This window comes from Streptococcus sp. HMSC065H07 (genome assembly GCF_001837325.1).
GTDB classification, from domain to species: domain Bacteria; phylum Bacillota; class Bacilli; order Lactobacillales; family Streptococcaceae; genus Streptococcus; species Streptococcus salivarius_H.
Window position 1 is genome coordinate 21,489 of record NZ_KV832017.1, and the last position, 16,948, is coordinate 38,436.

Sequence of the window (16,948 nt, forward strand, 5' to 3'; positions counted from 1 at the left end):
AAATCAACGGGCTTATTCTATATAGGGATTTTTCAATCCAGATTAAGCTGAAGAACTATAACCATGTATCTATGATACCTTGGAAATATAACATCCCCTTGTTAGGGATATTAAAAATATTACAAGTAGGTTGGGATTAGACGAAAAAAGAACACCTACGTGGGCGTCCATCTAAAACTTCTAGGTCTTAAGACCTAGTTTTTATTTATCTCAACAAATTAACTCTTAAGATAAAAAAGCATTAATCCTAAAGCTAAAATAGCAATAATTGATAAGGTATCTCGACTATTCCATGAAAGTCGACGATATTTTGTTCGTCCTTCACCACCTTGATAGCCTCGTGCTTCCATAGCAATCGCCAGAGCATCTGCTCGTTTAAAGCTTGATGCAAACAAAGGAATTAAAATAGGTATTATTGACCGTACCTTCTGAATAATATTTCCTTCACCAAAGTCAACACCACGCGCCTTTTGAGCATTCATAATACGAGTCGTATCATCCATCAAAGTTGGTACAAAACGTAGACTCAAAGATAGCATTAAACCAATTTCATGTGCTGGCACTTTGAAAACAGTAAGTGGTTTTAAAAGTGATTCAACTGCATCAGATAAACTTAAAGGTGTTGTCGTTAGAGTAAGTAGGGTAGAAAAACTAATAATGAGGATAAATCTAAGAAATATCATCCAACCTTGATTTAAACCGACTTCCGTAATCTTTAAAAAGCCGATAGACCAAAGCACACTCCCTTTTGTATTGAAGAAAACTTGAAATAGGGTAGAAAATAAAATAATCCAAATCATTGGTTTAATTCCACCTAAAAAGAAACCAAGTTTTATTTTAGACAAGAAAACCAAGAAAAGTGTAAATAAAGTTATTACAGCATAAGTTAAGGGATTATTAGCCCAAAAGATAATAACAATATAAATCAGCATGGCTAATAATTTACTTCTAGGGTCTAATCGGTGTATAAAAGAGTCCCCAACAATATAACGTCCAATAATTAACTTATCCATGCGACACCACCTCTACGAATTCCTCGATTGTAATAGGGAGAGTTTCAAATCGATAACCTTTTTCTTGTAGCTGTAGTGCAAACTCTGTAATTTTAGGAACACCTAATTGCTTTTCTTTAAGAAAAGTAACCTTTTGAAAAACATCTTTAGGAGCTCCCGAAAATACCAGTTGCCCTTTTTCCATAACATTTACAGCTGTCGCATAATCGGCAACATCATCCATCAAGTGAGTGACTAAAACAATCGTCATTCCAGAAAGATGTAACTCCTTAAAGAGAGACATCAATTCCTTCCGTCCCTGTGGGTCTAGACCGGCAGTCGGTTCATCCAGCACTAGAATATCTGGTTGCATAGCTAGAATCCCTGCAATGGCAACACGTCGCATTTGCCCTCCTGATAAATCAAAAGGATTCTGTCCATGAAATTCTTCCGGGAGTCCAACTAATTTTAGACTTTCAATAGCACGTTGTTCTGCTTCTTCCTTAGAAACTCCGAAATTTTGAGGTCCAAAGGCAACATCTTCTAAAACAGTCTCTGCAAATAACTGACTTTCTGGAAATTGAAAAACTAAACCTACTTTCTTACGAATTGGTTTTATGTCCTTGTTCTTTGATTGACTGGTTATGATAGTATCATCAACTTGAACCTGACCACTAGTTGGTATATAGAGGCCATTCAAGAGCTGCATAATAGTAGATTTACCACTTCCTGTATGTCCAATAAAGGCTGTATATGAACCATCTTTTATCGTCGTTGTCAATTCAAAAAGGGCACGCCCCTCAAAAGGAGTACCCTCTTGATAGATATAACTTACATTTTCGAGAGAGATTCCCATAATTGTTCTACCAATTCCTTTTCTGTCAGATAGTCTTCACACTCTATCAGACCTTTATTTCTTAGCTTTTGAGTTAATAATGCACTAAAAGGGATATCCAAACCTAAGTCAACCAACTCTGTGCCTCTACTAAATAGTTCACGAGGACTTGAAATAGACTCCACTTTACCTTTTTTCAAAACCAAAACACGGTCACTCAAAGCGACCTCATCGAGATCATGAGTAATTGATAAAACAGTCATTCCGTATTCTTTACGAATAGCTTTAATAGATTGAATCAATTCCTGGCGACCTTCTGGGTCCAGCATGCTAGTTGCCTCATCCAAAATCAAAATTGATGGTCTCATAGCTACAATACCTGCGATAGCCACACGTTGTTTTTGACCTCCAGATAATCTAGCTGGCTCTCTATCCTTAAATTCTGACATTCCTACAAATTCCAGAGCCTCTTGAACTCTTGAAGCCATTTCTTCATAGGGAACACCTTTATTTTCAAGACCAAAAGCAACATCGTCTTCAACAGTTGCCCCAACAAATTGATTATCTGGATTTTGAAAGACCATGCCAATCTTATCACGAATATCCCAGACATTCTCTTCTGTTAATTCTTGACCATCAACGATAATCTGCCCAGACTCTGCCACTAATAGTCCGTCAATAAGACGTGCTGTCGTGGATTTTCCAGAACCATTATGCCCTACAATGGATAGCCACTCCCCACGTTTCACGTGAAACGATACATCATCAAGAATATAGGATGGTTGATCTTGATGATATTTAAACTTTAAATTTTTTATTTCAATCATTTGTTTATCGTACTACTTGAAAGTATCCTTAAATAAGAAACCTGCACCTTTGAAATAATCATAGCCTGAGTAAATTGTAAAGAACAAAGCGATATAAAGCATAATTGTTCCAATAAAATGCAAATGACACAATAATAGAATGATAGATAACATCTGAGTCACTGTCTTAATCTTACCAGGCATAGCTGCAGCGAGAACTGTACCACCGTTTTCCACTAATAAAAGACGAAGACCTGTGACTGCAAGCTCACGACAGATAATAACTGAAACCACCCAGGCTGGCGCTTGATCAATACCGACTAACATAATAAATGCTGACATCACTAGCATCTTATCTGCCAATGGATCTGCAAATTTCCCGAAATTAGTAACAACATGCCATTTTCGTGCCAAATAGCCATCTAAATAATCTGTAATACTGGCAATAGCAAAGACAACCGCCGCAGCAATATGCATGACATTACTTGACGCAAGTGATGTCATCAGTAAAAAGATAGGAATCAAAACAATTCTAGCAAGTGTCAATAAATTAGGTAAATTTTCTTTTTTAAACATTTCTTCTCGATTCTATTGGATTCTTAATGTTAGGTAGCTAGGTGTATTTTTATCTAATTGAGATAAATCAAGTGACTCCCCATTTACCTTTAGAGTTACTTTTGAAGATTGAGCAATAATAATTTGAGTTGGTTTCGTTTTATCAGAAAAATCTAAAGAGTATTTTGAATTTTTCGTTTTTGAAAGGAGGTAACTCTCTGAAGTATCTGAGTTATCTACTGAAAACCATGTGTCATCACTATCTTTTGATAACTCCACATCTAAAACTACTGAAGAATTTACATTGGAGAAATCAACCATTAGTTGATTTCCTTGAGTTGTCGTTGTTACATTTGCCCCTGAAACGGTAACCTCAGAAATGCTTCGTGACGATTTAGCCTTACTAGCCGTTGATAGATGATTAACTGTAGAGATAGTATTCGGTTTTATCACCTGAGGTTGATTAGAGAGATGTCTAATAATAATATAACCTACTGAACAAATGATAAGTAACGAAACCGCACTAAGAATTAGTAAAGGTAGATAGTTAGACTTTCTTTTTTCTTCACGTTTATGCTTTAAAAAGCGTGACATAGGAGCTTTGGTAGCTAAGCTTTCTTCCTTACGTTCAACTGTTTTCTTTTCTTTTTTTAGTTTTTGCTCGTTCTGTCTTTGCTCCTCAAACAGACGCTTTCCATCTAAACCAACCGAAGTGGCATACTTTTCAAGCGCTTCTTGCTGAATGTCCTCTGGCAAAGCTTTAAGTTGATCCATTTCCATAGCCAGAAGAAACTGAGCTTCGACTCCAGAAATTTTTTCTACATCATATAAACTTAATTCTTTCTTTATACGTGCTGCACGTAATTGCTCACCTAGAGAGTGTAACTTCATTTTTCCCCTTTCTAATATTCTTCTTTGTTTTCGTGTCTCTATTATAGCAAATAATCACTTATTTAGGGAAGACAACAAAATCGGTAATCTCTATATTTGAGAGATAATGATTCAAAAAATCCTTCAAATCCTTGGAAGTAATGCTCATCAGTTCCTGACCAAAATCAAAGTATGTTTTATCATTCTCAAAATAAGCTAAATACTGACTTCCTAAATTCTGGATATTGTCTAGACTACGTAAAAATTCACCATACAAAGCTTTCTTTTGCAAATCCAATGCCTCATCCGTCAACAGTCTTTTTTTATCTGCCGACGTCATCACTTGACGAATTAAGCTTGACATACGGATAGGTTCTGCAGTGTCCATAGTCATAATGACAAATGAATATCGATTAGATACCTCGTATTCAATTGATACGGACTCGTCTATTTTTCCTTCAGCATACCAATTTTGATAATAAGGAGACGTCCAGCCAAACAGTAAATTAAACAATAACTGTACCAGTATGTTTTCTCTCATACGATTATCAGTAAAAGGAACACTCTTAAAACCAATGGCTAGCTTTGAGATGAAAATCTCCATTTGAAGACTATCTAATTTTTGGATATCTGACTCAATGGGGTTCTTTTCTTTTTCAACTATTCTCTCAGGTAGTGTAAACTCGCTTTGTTTTTCATTGACAAAAGTGTAAATATCTTCAACATCAAAATCACCTACCAAAACGAGATGGCAGTTTGCTGGTCTGTAAAAGCAGTCAAAATTATCTTTCAAGTCATTTACAGTAATTTTTTCAATGCTATCAACACTTCCAGCAATATCTTGTTCTAATATAGTATTAGGATACAAACTTTGCAAACAACCCAGATATACTCTATAATCAGGATCATCCTGATACATATTTATTTCTTGTTCAATAATTCTTTTTTCATGGTTGACAGAATCTTCGGAACTTGTAAACTTTGATGTAAACTTTAATAAAACTTCTAAAGACTCCTCAAAGTGGTCAAGGGTAGAGAAATAATATGTTGTCTTATCCAAGGTTGTAAAAGCATTGACATCAGCTCCAAGCTTGACAAAATCCAATGTCACATCCCTTCCCTGCTCATCCTCAAATAGCTTGTGTTCCAGAAAATGAGCAATACCTGCAGGGTAAGATTGTAACTCACCATCAATATAAAAGTGATTATCTAGCGCCCCAAAATTCGTTGACAGAAAGGCGGCTTTTTCTAAAAATCCTTTTTTCTTAATAATTGATAAAGACATACCATTATCTAAAATTGCTGAATAAACTTCTTCATCAATTTTTTGATAATAACGTTTCTTCAAAGCAGCCATTCTAAGACACTCCTTCTAAAAAGAACAAACTCTGTAGCTTAACTTGACGCGCTACACGGCAAACATCTTTTTTAGTAACCTTCTCAATCTCATCTAACCAATTCTCTAATGAAAGACTTTTATCGCCAAAAATCACCTTATTAAACCGTTGTTCCACCAATGTTAAGGCATGATCTTCAGAGAGTAGGGCATTCATTCGTATGATTTTTTTGGTTTGATTCAGGAGAGAACTTGAAAAACGTCCTAATTTAATGTAATTCAATTCTCTACTAATTCCTCGCATAGCCTGATTTCTATTAGATTTTTCAATTCCAGCGTAAACTTCTAGTAAACCTGTAAAGACATCAAATTGACTACTAATTGAATAAGCCAGTCCTTCCTTTTCTCGAAGCGTTGTAAATAAAGCAGAGTGGGCAAATTCACCAAACATGGCATTGAATACAATTAAAGCAAAGTAATCTTTATCTCCATATTGACATGAAAATTGGTACCCTAATTGTAAAATAGATTGACTACTCTGTCTAGGTTCTATCTTTTCTTTCACCACATTGACATAAGGTTGACTATAGCTAAACTGTAAATCAACTTGACGTCCCTCCAAAGGAAAACGATGTAAACCTTGGAGTACTTGATAATCATCAAATTCTCCAACCATAAAGATATCAATACGATCTCTTGTCAACATACTTTGAAATTCTTGATAAGCTGTAAACGAAGTCTCGGCTTCAACAAGTTCTGCTTGACCATATTTGGGAACTTTCAATCCCTCATTTACAAAATAAAGCTCTCTTCCCTTAACTTCACTGTAATAGTAATTATTCTCTGTGTCAACATCAAGGTAGGTCTTTAAATTTTGCTTCTCTATATCAAATACTTTATTTTGGTATTGAGCTACTCTTGACAGTGGCTTGTAAAGACACTCTTTCAAAAATCCTAGGACTTCCCAAAATAATCCATTATTCGTAGGGATAAAGGCATCTTTCAGGTATGTCAACTCTATGTCAACACTATGTGTCAAGCCTTTAGTTAACACTCTAGTTGACAACTGTGTTCCATAAAGAGAAGCTAATCTCTCTTTAAAAGACTGTACTGTTGGATACGTCTGATTGGCTGTAGCCAACATTTGTGAAACCAGAGCTCGTTTAGCAATTGTTTGTTTATTCAAAGAACCTGTCATTCGAAAAACAATACGATTAGTTTTATATTTTTGTGTTGGAATGAAGTGTACATAGACACCATCAGCAATTTTCATTGATAACCTCTAAAAAGTTTATGCTTCCAATTATACCATTTTTATGCTATCTTATCTCAAGAGAAAGTTGAGGTACTATGGAATATAAATTATTTGATGAATACATCACACTGCAGGCACTTTTAAAAGAATTAAGTATCATTCATAGTGGCGGAGCTATTAAAGGTTTTTTAGCTAACAATACCGTTTTATTCAATGGTGAAGATGAAAAACGTCGTGGAAAAAAACTTCGTTATGGAGATGTTATTACCATTCCGTCTGAGAAACTTGAAATAACGATTGTAGCTCCTACAACAAATGAAATTGAAGAGCATCAAAAAGAAGTCGCTGAAAAAGCACGTATTGCTGCCATTGTAAAAAAAATGAATCAGGATAATAAAAAGAAACAAAAGGCACATCCGTCAAAAGAAGGCAATAAAACTAAACGAAAACCCGTTCGTTTCCCAGGAACCTAACTATGTGGCTCGAAAATATTGATATTCAACACTTTAGAAATTATACTGAAGCCTCTGTGAGCTTCTCACCTCATCTCAATATTTTTCTTGGTCGCAATGCTCAAGGAAAAACAAATATTCTTGAGGCCATCTATTTTCTAGCATTGACACGTAGTCATAGGACCCGTTCAGATAAGGAACTGATTCAATTTCAGCAAAATACTCTCAAACTGAACGGCATCGTGCATCATCATAGTGGAAAGCTACCTCTGGAAATCAGTTTATCTAATAAAGGCCGCATAACAAAGGTCAACCACCTCAAACAAGCTAAATTATCCGATTATATCGGTCACATGACAGTGGTACTCTTTGCTCCTGAGGATTTACAACTTGTAAAGGGATCGCCAAGCCTAAGACGTAAATTTATAGATATTGATTTAGGACAGATTAAGCCTGTTTACCTTTCAGACCTATCAAGTTATAATCATGTACTCAAGCAACGTAATGCCTATCTCAAATCTACTGACAATGTAGACATTAATTTTCTCTCAGTGTTAGATGAACAGCTTTCCGATTTTGGAGCACGCGTTATCGAACATAGACTAGAATTTATCAAGCAATTAGAGGAAGAGGCAGATAGACATCATAGTAATCTCTCAAATCAGATAGAGCGCCTTAAAATCTCCTACGAATCTAATATCCCATTCGGGAATAACAAAGTTATTCGTGAATCATTTTTAACCACGTTAAAGCAAAATCGCAAAAGGGATATCTTCAAAAAGAACACTGGTGTTGGTCCACATAGGGATGATTTGACATTTTACATTAATGACATGAACGCATCTTTCGGCAGTCAGGGGCAACAACGTAGTCTCATTCTTTCTTTAAAAATGGCTGAGATTGCTCTGATAAAAAAAGTAACAGGTGAATTTCCAATTCTTCTCCTCGATGATGTCATGAGTGAGCTTGACAATCACCGTCAACTCAAACTGTTAGAAAGTATTGACGAAGAGGTTCAAACCTTCATGACGACAACTTCACTTGATCATCTGAGTAACCTACCACCCGATTTAAAGACCTTCTTAGTCAAGAATGGTATTATTTGTGAAAAACAAGTCGATTAAGCGACTTTTTTTCTGTTTTCTGTGTTTTACATATATGACAAGTGATGTTAAAAAAAGTGTAAACAAAAACTCACCCAAACCCTTTATTGACAATTTTTTTTGTGTAAATATATTGTAAACCTACTGTAAAAACCAATGTAAAGAAAAAGTACTTACCTGAAGTAAGTACTTTTATGTTTTTTTAATGAGCTGAGTAGTTAGGCGCCTCGTTTGTAATTTGAACATCGTGAGGGTGACTTTCAATAAGTCCTGCACCTGACATTTCAACAAACTGAGCTTTGTCATGTAAAGCCTGGATATCTTCTGCACCTGTATAACCCATACCTGCACGGATACCGCCAATCAATTGGAATACGATATCAGCAGCAGAACCCTTATAAGCTACACGGCCTTCAATTCCTTCTGGAACAAGTTTATTCGCTTCATTAACTGCACCTTGGAAGTAACGATCGCTTGATCCCTTCTTCATCGCTGCAATTGATCCCATACCACGGTAAGATTTGTATTTACGACCTTGGAAAATCTCAGTTTCACCTGGTGCTTCATCAGTACCAGCAAACATAGAACCAAGCATTACAGCATTACCACCTGCTGCAAGAGCTTTTACAATATCACCTGAGTATTTGATACCACCATCAGCAATGATTGTTTTTCCGTATTCACGCGCAACACTAGCTGAATCGTAAATAGCAGTGACTTGAGGAACACCTACACCCGCAACCACACGTGTTGTACAAATAGAACCTGGTCCGATACCTACTTTAACAACATCGACACCTGCTTCATAAAGTGCACGCGCACCTTCAGCTGTTGCGATATTTCCTGCAATCAAAGTACGGTCTGGGAAGTGGGCACGAATTTCAGCAATTTTACGAAGAACACCTGCTGAATGACCATGTGCAGTATCAATGACAATAGCATCTGCGCCTGCTTCAAAAAGAGCTTCTGCACGTTCAAAGGTATCAGAAGTAACACCTACAGCACCTGCTACCAAAAGACGACCGAACTCATCCTTAGCTGCATTAGGAAACTCAATAACTTTTTCGATATCCTTAATAGTAATAAGTCCTGATAAACGACCTTCTTCATCAACTAGAGGTAGCTTTTCAATACGATGCTCATGAAGAATACTTTCAGCCGTTTCAAGATCTGTTTCAACTGGAGCAGTGACCAATTTCTCAGAAGTCATGTGTTCTGAAATTGGAGTATCGTAATTAGAGATAAAACGCATATCACGGTTTGTGATAATACCAACCAATTTACGATTTTCAAGTGTCTCAACAATCGGAACCCCTGAGATACGGTAACGTTGCATCAACTCTTCAGCTTCAGCAACTTTATTTTCAGGCGTTAGGAAGAATGGATCAATGATGACACCATTTTCAGAGCGCTTTACTTTTCGAACTTCTTCAGCTTGTTCCGCAATAGACATGTTTTTGTGAATGACACCCAAACCACCTGCACGAGCAATTGAGATAGCCATCTTACTATCTGTGACCGTATCCATGGCTGCAGTGATAATTGGGATATTTAATGTCAAATTTTTAGCCAAATTCGTCTTCAAGTTGACGTTGTTTGGTAGAACATGACTTTCCGCAGGAATAAGCAATACGTCATCAAAAGTGTAACCTTTTTTCAAGAATTTAGTGTCCCAATTTGACATTATAATCGTCCTCTTTTCTCAAAGTTTTGAGGTACAAATACCCCAGCCTATTTTTTAATTGTTAATATCATATCATGCTAAAATGATTTGTCAACAGATTTCGCATAAGATTCTAAGAAAACCTTTTTCCAAATAAAAATAGGGCTCCAGATTATCTTGAGTCCCTACTTTTTATTTCTTAGAAATACTTAATTCCCATCGCTTCTTTTACTTCCGCCAATGTTTGTCCAGCAACTTCACGCGCTGCTTGACTACCTTTTTCAAGCATACGGAAAACTTCTCCCATATCCTTGGCATATTCTAAACGACGTTCACGAATTGGAGCCAACTCACGTTCTAAGATTTCTAGAAGATAACGTTTTGTCTTCACATCTCCTAAACCACCTCGTTGATAATGTTCTTTCATTTCAGCAATTGTAGTAGCATCCTCTTCGCGACCAAAGATATCAAGATAATGGAAAACCATATTACCTTCAATTTGGCCTGGATCTTCCACACGAATATGATTTGGATCCGTATACATGCTCATGACTTTTTTACGAACAGTGTCTTCATCATCTGAAAGGAAGATACCATTACCCAAGGATTTTGACATCTTAGCATTTCCGTCTAGACCTGGAAGGCGTCCTGCAGCTTCATTTTTAGGGTAGATTCCCTCTGGCTCAACCAAAATATCACAATGATAAGTATGATTGAAGCTACGTGCAATTTCACGTGTCTGCTCAATCATTGGCTTTTGGTCATTACCTACAGGAACATAATTTGCTTTAAAGGCTGTGATATCAGCTGCCTGAGAAATTGGATAAACTAGAAAGCCTGTTGGAATAGATTCTCCGAAGCCTTTTTGAGCAATTTCCGTCTTAACCGTTGGGTTACGCTCTAAACGTGCCAATGAAACTAGGTTCATGTAATACATAGTCAACTCAGCCAACTCAGGAATCTGACTTTGAATGAAAATAGTCGACTTCGTTGGATCCAAACCTACAGAGAGATAATCTAAAGCAACATTCCCAATTGATTCTTTGATGATCTCTGACTCTTTTGCGTGATCCGTAAGAGCTTGCTGATCAGCCAAGAAGACAAACATGTTATATTTATCTTCGTTTTGTAAAAGGACACGATTTTTTAAACTACCAACATAGTGTCCTAGATGAAGTTTCCCTGTTGGACGGTCTCCCGTCAAAATAATAGGTTTCGTCATATAATTACCTCTCTAATACAAAAAAATCCCCACGCAAAAACATGCGTGAGGGCGTTAATCACTTTTGATACGCGGTACCACCTCAGTTGATAACTCTTTCTGCAGCTATCATCTCAAACCTTCTCAACAAAGAAGTTGCACGATAAGGGGTGCCAAACCTAACGTTTATGTGTTCACGTTAATCGTCAATTCTCTTCAGCCCATTCATTCCACCTTCATACTGATTTTCAGCAACCACCAGCTCTCTATAAAAAAGGATAGAATTACTCTTCTGATGACTATTATTCTACATTGTTTTATCTATTTTTGTCAAGATTATGTTTATAGTTTCACGTGAAACACAACATCAGACACAACCAAAATAGTCATTACTTGACGGAAACTTAAAAAGACTTGATAATAAGAATATCATTTCTAGGAGATAATATATGAAACGTCGAATAATAGACATACTTTTAGTTACACTCGGTTCTTTTATTGCTGCGGTTGGCTATAACTCACTTTTAGTTAAGAATAATATTGCTTCAGGTGGTGTCGGAGGGCTAGCCATTAGTTTAAACGCCCTTTTTGGTTGGAATAATGCTAACTTCGTCTTAGCAACAACCATCCCTTTGTTAATTTTATGTTGGTTCTTTCTTGGCCGCGAAGTTCTCCTAAAAACCTTCTATGGGTCTCTTGTCTTCCCAACTTTTATTAAATTAACTGAGGGCTTACCTACACTCACCAAACAACCTTTGTTGGCTGCTATTTTTGGTGGGATTGTATTAGGGCTAGGACTAGGGATAGTCTTTTATGGAAATTCCTCAACTGGAGGAACTGGAATTATCACACAAATTCTCAACAAATATACACCACTCCCACTAGGAATGGTACTACTTATTGTCGATGGAATCATTGTTGCAATCAGTGCTATTGCCTTTCCTCCTGATACTGTTATGTATTCCATTCTCTCACTTGGAGTTGTTTCTCTTACAATTGATAAAATGATGGTCGGACTCAATTCATCACGAAATCTTCTAATCATTTCGCAAAATAGTGAACAAATCCTAAACTACATCACTAGAGTGGCTGATCGAGGAGCAACAAAAATTCCAGTTCTTGGTGGACATACCGGACATGCACAAAATATGATTATGACTACCTTGTCAACTCATGAGGTTCCAAAAGTCCAAGAAGAAATCCAAAAAATAGATGAAACTGCCTTTATCGTCATTGTTCCTGCTTCTACAGTTATGGGACGTGGATTTAGCCTCCAAAAAGATTACCAAAGAGTTCCAAATGACTTTATTAATCCCTTGTAAAATCAATTGAAATAAAGTCTAATTTCTCGTAAAATAGTAGTTAAGAATAAAAATAAAGGATATTATATGCTTACTGTATCAGATGTATCGCTTCGTTTTAGCGATCGTAAACTTTTTGATGATGTTAACATTGCCTTCACGCCAGGTAATACTTATGGTCTTATCGGTGCTAATGGTGCTGGTAAATCTACTTTTTTGAAAATTTTAGCTGGTGATATCGAACCAACAACAGGACACATCTCTCTTGGTCCTGATGAACGTCTTTCTGTCCTTCGTCAGAACCACTTTGACTATGAAGAAGAACGCGTTATCGATGTTGTTATCATGGGTAATGAACGTCTCTACGATATCATGAAAGAAAAAGATGCCATCTACATGAAAGAAGATTTTTCAGATGAAGATGGTGTCCGTGCTGCTGAACTAGAAGGACTCTTTGCTGAATTAGGTGGTTGGGAAGCTGAAAGCGAAGCCTCACAATTGCTTCAGAATCTAAATATCTCAGAAGACCTTCACTATCAAAACATGAGTGAATTGGCTAATGGTGACAAGGTCAAGGTTCTCCTTGCAAAAGCACTCTTTGGTAAACCTGATGTACTTCTTCTTGACGAACCTACCAATGGTCTTGATATCCAGTCAATCTCTTGGCTTGAAGATTTCTTGATTGATTTTGAAAATACGGTCATTGTCGTATCCCATGACCGTCACTTCTTGAATAAGGTGTGTACGCATATGGCCGATCTTGACTTTGGTAAAATCAAACTCTATGTCGGTAACTATGACTTCTGGAAACAATCTTCAGAATTGGCTGCACGCTTGCAGGCTGACCGTAATGCCAAAGCAGAAGAAAAAATTAAGGAACTTCAAGAATTCGTTGCACGTTTCTCTGCCAACGCTTCAAAATCTAAACAAGCCACTTCTCGTAAGAAAATGCTTGATAAAATTGAGCTAGAAGAAATCGTCCCATCAAGTCGTAAATACCCATTCATCAATTTCAAAGCAGAGCGTGAAATCGGTAATGACCTTCTAACAGTTGAAAATCTCACTGTTAAGATGGATGGTGAGACTATTCTTGACAATATTAGTTTCATCTTGCGACCAGGAGATAAGACTGCCATCATCGGTCAAAACGATATTCAAACAACTGCATTGATTCGTGCTCTTGCCGGGGATATTGACTACGAAGGTACAATCAAATGGGGTGTTACTACTAGCCGTTCTTACCTTCCAAAAGACAATTCTAAAGACTTTGCATCCGGTGAATCAATTCTCGAATGGCTCCGTCAATTTGCCGAAAAAGGTGAAGATGATGATACTTTCTTGCGTGGATTCCTTGGGCGTATGCTCTTCTCAGGGGATGAGGTTAATAAATCTGTTAGTGTTCTCTCAGGGGGAGAAAAGGTACGTGTCATGCTTTCTAAACTCATGCTTTTGAAATCTAACGTCCTTCTTCTAGATGATCCTACTAATCACTTGGATTTGGAATCAATCTCAAGTCTGAATGATGGCGTCCGTGACTTCAAAGAGTCTGTTATCTTTGCCAGTCATGACCATGAATTTATCCAAACAATAGCGAACCACATCGTAGTTGTTTCTAAAAATGGGGTCATTGACCGTATTGATGAAACTTATGATGAGTTCCTTGAAAATGAAGAAGTGCAAGCTAAAGTCAAAGCACTATGGGCTGATTAAACTATAAAAAGATGCAGGTTGGGATATCCCAACCTGTCTTAGTATCATTATGACAAATAAAAAATACCATACGACTTTATTATTTTATCTGGCTGCTTTTTTCTTGCCAGTATTAATCATGATAGGGGTGCTGTATAGCCAAAAAATCTATCCTGGTAGTGAGCGGACTATTTTAACAAGTGATGGTTTTCATCAGTATGTGATTTTTGCAACTGGACTTCGGAATATACTTCATGGAGATGGGAGCCTCTTTTACACCTTCACAAGTGGTCTAGGGCTTAATTTCTATGCTCTAACAAGCTATTACCTAGGTTCCTTCTTGTCTCCACTTTACTATTTCTTTACTGTCAACCAAATGGCCGATGCTTTTTATTATATAACACTCCTTAAATTCGGGCTTATTGGGTTATCAGGAGCTTTTAGTTTTAAGCGGCTCTTTACAAAAGTGTCAAGAAGTTTCATCCTATGTCTTTCTACAGGATTTTCTTTGATGAGCTTCGCTACCAGTCAGTTAGAAATTAATACCTGGCTAGATGCCTTTATTCTAGCACCTCTAATCATATTAGGTTTACACCTCTTACTAAGATTCAATAAACGGGGCTTATACTTTTTTAGCCTAACCTGTCTTTTTATCCAAAATTACTATTTTGGTTATATGATGGCTATTTTCCTAACCCTTTACACCATAGTACAATTGATAACTATCAAGGGATGGAAGAGTAAGATTCTTCATTTCATAGACTTTGGAATTGTTTCTATACTTGCTGGTTTAAGTAGTGCTGTCATGCTACTACCAACACTACTTGACTTGACCACACATGGTGAAAAGTTTACAAGTGCGTCAAGTTTATTGACAGAGTCCACCTATTATTTTGACTTCTTTGCGAAAAATCTCGTTGGAGTTTACGATACTACTAAATTTGGATCAATACCTATGATCTATGTGGGAATCTTACCTTTGATTCTTTTTCTACTTTTCTTTATTAGTAGGGAAGTCAAGCTATCATTACGTATAGGTTATCTCCTATTAGTAGCTTTCTTTATCGCTAGCTTCTACTTACAGCCTCTTGATTTGTTTTGGCAAGGAATGCATGCACCCAACATGTTTCTCCATCGCTATTCTTGGCTCCTATCTCTCCTAATTGTTCTTTTGGCAGGAGAAACACTCAACCGAATTAAAAACTTTTCTTTTAAAAGACTCCTCCTATCTTTCTTAGGATTGAGTACCGCTTACTTACTAACTTGGATTTTCCAATCTCACTATAGCTTCATTGAATCAGTCTCCTGGCTATTAAGCCTAGCATTTCTTCTAGCCTATGCCATTCTATTTATTAGCTATTTTAGACAGCAAATTCCTGGGAGTGTTTTTCGCTGTTTCACCTTCTTATTCTGCATTTTTGAGCTTGCATTAAGTACTTACTATGTTGTTGGAGCTCTGGGAAATGAGTGGGTATTCCCAACTCGTGAAGGCTATCTACGAAATATGTCTGCCATTACAAAACTAGTTTCAGATACTAAGCAAGCGAATAAGACTTTTTACCGTACTGAAAGGTTAGAGGCTCAAACTGGTAACGACAGTATGAAATTCAACTATAATGGTATTTCTCAGTTTTCATCCATTCGAAATACTGCTTCAAGCTCAACACTCGATAGGTTAGGCTTCAAATCTGAAGGGACTAATTTAAACCTACGTTACCAAAATAACACCATTATCGCTGATAGTCTCTTCGGAATAAAATATAATTTATCGAACTTTGACCTTAATAAGTATGGTTTTAATCACGTAACTTCTGAAAAAACAATGGGGCTTTATCAAAATAATAATGCAAGCCAGCTTGCTATCTTAACTGATGGCATTTACAAGAATATTGACTTCACTGTCAATACGCTTGACAATCAAACTAACTTGCTAAATGCTCTATCTGGACTTAACTTAACCTATTTTAAACGAGCTCCATCTCAACTTTTTGATCAAGATGCTAAGTCTTTGAATCAGCGCGTGGCTAAAAACGTTAGTAACTCGAATAAAGATTTTGTAACAATCACCTATCGAGTCATCGCTCCACCACATAGTCAACTCTATGTTAGTGTTCCTAATATTTCTTGGTCCGATGACAATAACCACTCTCTGTCAATTACTGTAAATGGTGTGACAAGGAATCAAGTTACTGACAATACCTTTGATTTCTTCGATCTTGGCTACTTTGAAACAGAATCAATGGTTACCATCAAACTTAGTTTTCCTGGCAATAAAGCAATATCCTTTGATAATCCTAGTTTTTATGCCCTTGATACTCAAAACTATCAGATAGCTATGGATACTATTAATGAACGTGATAGTAAGGTTACGACGTCAAATAATAAAGTGTTCGTTGATTATAGTAGTAAAACGAACGCCTCACTATTCTTCACCATTCCATACGATAAGGGGTGGACAGCGACTATAAACCATAAAAAAGTTAAGATTCAACGAGCCCAAAAGGGGTTCATGAAAGTTGATGTCCCTAGTGGGAAAGGTGAAGTTGTTCTAACCTTCATTCCCTATGGTCTTAAGACAGGTTTAGTGATTAGTCTATTGGCAAGTATCATATTTTGTTGCTACGCTTATTTCATCAGAAAAATAACCGTTATTCAAAAACGCTGATCATCTTAAATTAAATAGGTCTGGAACAATTGTTCCAGACCTATTTATCTTTGGGTACAAAAAAACTCAAGCTATACAACTTGAGGTGTCTTATCACTCCGCCAGTAGGACTCGAACCTACGACATCATGATTAACAGTCATGCGCTACTACCAACTGAGCTATGGCGGATAAAACTGCTAAGTAGCAAAAATAGTCCGTACGGGATTCGAACCCGTGTTACCGC

The 16,948-nt window shown here is 36.8% G+C and carries 14 protein-coding genes, 1 tRNA gene and 1 other annotated feature; of the genes, 5 read left to right on the forward strand and 10 right to left on the reverse strand.

Going from position 1 to position 16,948, the window contains the following annotated elements; translation table 11 throughout:
* Nucleotides 1–218 precede the first annotated feature (218 nt).
* The 7 genes from HMPREF2637_RS01975 to yfmF are packed head-to-tail and all read right to left on the reverse strand — an operon-like array spanning nucleotide 219 to nucleotide 6,667.
* On the reverse strand, nucleotides 219–1,013 hold the full coding sequence (locus HMPREF2637_RS01975; protein ID WP_002892171.1) for an energy-coupling factor transporter transmembrane component T family protein: 795 nt from the start codon (nucleotides 1,011–1,013) through the stop codon (nucleotides 219–221).
* On the reverse strand, nucleotides 1,006–1,848 hold the full coding sequence (locus HMPREF2637_RS01980) for an energy-coupling factor transporter ATPase (RefSeq protein ID WP_037599366.1): 843 nt from the start codon (nucleotides 1,846–1,848) through the stop codon (nucleotides 1,006–1,008). The genes HMPREF2637_RS01975 and HMPREF2637_RS01980 overlap by 8 nt, the downstream gene beginning before the upstream one ends.
* Nucleotides 1,824–2,654: an energy-coupling factor ABC transporter ATP-binding protein gene (locus tag HMPREF2637_RS01985; RefSeq protein WP_064523636.1), complete on the reverse strand. Its 831-nt coding sequence runs from the start codon at nucleotides 2,652–2,654 to the stop codon at nucleotides 1,824–1,826. Before HMPREF2637_RS01985 ends, HMPREF2637_RS01980 begins: the two co-directional genes overlap by 25 nt.
* A 12-nt stretch (nucleotides 2,655–2,666) precedes the next feature.
* Complete coding sequence (gene pgsA / locus HMPREF2637_RS01990) at nucleotides 2,667–3,209, reverse strand: CDP-diacylglycerol--glycerol-3-phosphate 3-phosphatidyltransferase (protein ID WP_002892178.1); 543 nt, start codon at nucleotides 3,207–3,209, stop codon at nucleotides 2,667–2,669.
* Nucleotides 3,210–3,221: 12 nt separating this feature from the next.
* Nucleotides 3,222–4,079, reverse strand: coding sequence for a helix-turn-helix domain-containing protein (locus tag HMPREF2637_RS01995; RefSeq protein ID WP_049545985.1), 858 nt, complete (start codon nucleotides 4,077–4,079; stop codon nucleotides 3,222–3,224).
* Between the two features lie 58 nt (nucleotides 4,080–4,137).
* Complete coding sequence (gene yfmH, locus HMPREF2637_RS02000) at nucleotides 4,138–5,415, reverse strand: EF-P 5-aminopentanol modification-associated protein YfmH (protein WP_064523639.1); 1,278 nt, start codon at nucleotides 5,413–5,415, stop codon at nucleotides 4,138–4,140.
* A gap of 1 nt (nucleotide 5,416) precedes the next feature.
* Entirely contained in the window at nucleotides 5,417–6,667 is a 1,251-nt protein-coding gene (gene yfmF / locus HMPREF2637_RS02005) for an EF-P 5-aminopentanol modification-associated protein YfmF (protein WP_064523642.1), read from the reverse strand.
* 77 nt (nucleotides 6,668–6,744) lie between these two features.
* Here yfmF and yaaA point away from each other — a divergent pair, with 77 nt between their 5' ends.
* Nucleotides 6,745–7,122, forward strand: a complete 378-nt coding sequence (gene yaaA / locus HMPREF2637_RS02010; RefSeq protein ID WP_064523644.1) for a S4 domain-containing protein YaaA — start codon at nucleotides 6,745–6,747, stop codon at nucleotides 7,120–7,122.
* Between the two features lie 2 nt (nucleotides 7,123–7,124).
* On the forward strand, nucleotides 7,125–8,225 hold the full coding sequence (recF, locus tag HMPREF2637_RS02015; RefSeq protein WP_064523648.1) for a DNA replication/repair protein RecF: 1,101 nt from the start codon (nucleotides 7,125–7,127) through the stop codon (nucleotides 8,223–8,225).
* A 181-nt stretch (nucleotides 8,226–8,406) separates the two neighbouring features.
* On the opposite strand, the gene guaB is transcribed toward recF, so the two are convergent.
* Nucleotides 8,407–9,888 carry an IMP dehydrogenase gene (gene guaB / locus HMPREF2637_RS02020; protein ID WP_064523650.1) on the reverse strand — a complete coding sequence of 494 codons (1,482 nt, stop codon included), beginning with the start codon at nucleotides 9,886–9,888 and terminating at the stop codon, nucleotides 8,407–8,409.
* Between the two features lie 178 nt (nucleotides 9,889–10,066).
* Nucleotides 10,067–11,089: a tryptophan--tRNA ligase gene (trpS, locus tag HMPREF2637_RS02025; protein WP_037599375.1), complete on the reverse strand. Its 1,023-nt coding sequence runs from the start codon at nucleotides 11,087–11,089 to the stop codon at nucleotides 10,067–10,069.
* Nucleotides 11,090–11,133: 44 nt separating this feature from the next.
* Nucleotides 11,134–11,373, reverse strand: a binding site (T-box leader).
* Nucleotides 11,374–11,517: 144 nt separating this feature from the next.
* Between trpS and HMPREF2637_RS02030 the strand changes: the two genes are divergently transcribed.
* The 3 genes from HMPREF2637_RS02030 to HMPREF2637_RS02040 all read left to right on the forward strand — a co-directional run bounded on the left by HMPREF2637_RS02030 (nucleotide 11,518) and on the right by HMPREF2637_RS02040 (nucleotide 16,723).
* Nucleotides 11,518–12,390: a YitT family protein gene (locus tag HMPREF2637_RS02030; RefSeq protein ID WP_002883963.1), complete on the forward strand. Its 873-nt coding sequence runs from the start codon at nucleotides 11,518–11,520 to the stop codon at nucleotides 12,388–12,390.
* Between the two features lie 66 nt (nucleotides 12,391–12,456).
* Nucleotides 12,457–14,079, forward strand: coding sequence for an ABC-F family ATP-binding cassette domain-containing protein (locus tag HMPREF2637_RS02035; RefSeq protein WP_014632476.1), 1,623 nt, complete (start codon nucleotides 12,457–12,459; stop codon nucleotides 14,077–14,079).
* A gap of 49 nt (nucleotides 14,080–14,128) precedes the next feature.
* Nucleotides 14,129–16,723 carry a YfhO family protein gene (locus tag HMPREF2637_RS02040; protein WP_064523655.1) on the forward strand — a complete coding sequence of 865 codons (2,595 nt, stop codon included), beginning with the start codon at nucleotides 14,129–14,131 and terminating at the stop codon, nucleotides 16,721–16,723.
* Nucleotides 16,724–16,819: 96 nt separating this feature from the next.
* On the opposite strand, the gene HMPREF2637_RS02045 is transcribed toward HMPREF2637_RS02040, so the two are convergent.
* Nucleotides 16,820–16,893: transfer RNA gene (locus tag HMPREF2637_RS02045), tRNA-Asn, on the reverse strand.
* Nucleotides 16,894–16,948 lie beyond the last annotated feature (55 nt).

Bases quoted from the DNA above. Each gene is read 5' to 3' on its own strand.
- HMPREF2637_RS01975 (WP_002892171.1), bottom strand. From the start codon at position 1,013: ATGGATAAGTTAATTATTGGACGTTATATTGTTGGGGACTCTTTTATA.
- HMPREF2637_RS01980 (WP_037599366.1), bottom strand. From the start codon at position 1,848: ATGGGAATCTCTCTCGAAAATGTAAGTTATATCTATCAAGAGGGTACT.
- HMPREF2637_RS01985 (WP_064523636.1), bottom strand. From the start codon at position 2,654: ATGATTGAAATAAAAAATTTAAAGTTTAAATATCATCAAGATCAACCA.
- pgsA (WP_002892178.1), bottom strand. From the start codon at position 3,209: ATGTTTAAAAAAGAAAATTTACCTAATTTATTGACACTTGCTAGAATT.
- HMPREF2637_RS01995 (WP_049545985.1), bottom strand. From the start codon at position 4,079: ATGAAGTTACACTCTCTAGGTGAGCAATTACGTGCAGCACGTATAAAG.
- yfmH (WP_064523639.1), bottom strand. From the start codon at position 5,415: ATGGCTGCTTTGAAGAAACGTTATTATCAAAAAATTGATGAAGAAGTT.
- yfmF (WP_064523642.1), bottom strand. From the start codon at position 6,667: ATGAAAATTGCTGATGGTGTCTATGTACACTTCATTCCAACACAAAAA.
- yaaA (WP_064523644.1), top strand. From the start codon at position 6,745: ATGGAATATAAATTATTTGATGAATACATCACACTGCAGGCACTTTTA.
- recF (WP_064523648.1), top strand. From the start codon at position 7,125: ATGTGGCTCGAAAATATTGATATTCAACACTTTAGAAATTATACTGAA.
- guaB (WP_064523650.1), bottom strand. From the start codon at position 9,888: ATGTCAAATTGGGACACTAAATTCTTGAAAAAAGGTTACACTTTTGAT.
- trpS (WP_037599375.1), bottom strand. From the start codon at position 11,089: ATGACGAAACCTATTATTTTGACGGGAGACCGTCCAACAGGGAAACTT.
- HMPREF2637_RS02030 (WP_002883963.1), top strand. From the start codon at position 11,518: ATGAAACGTCGAATAATAGACATACTTTTAGTTACACTCGGTTCTTTT.
- HMPREF2637_RS02035 (WP_014632476.1), top strand. From the start codon at position 12,457: ATGCTTACTGTATCAGATGTATCGCTTCGTTTTAGCGATCGTAAACTT.
- HMPREF2637_RS02040 (WP_064523655.1), top strand. From the start codon at position 14,129: ATGACAAATAAAAAATACCATACGACTTTATTATTTTATCTGGCTGCT.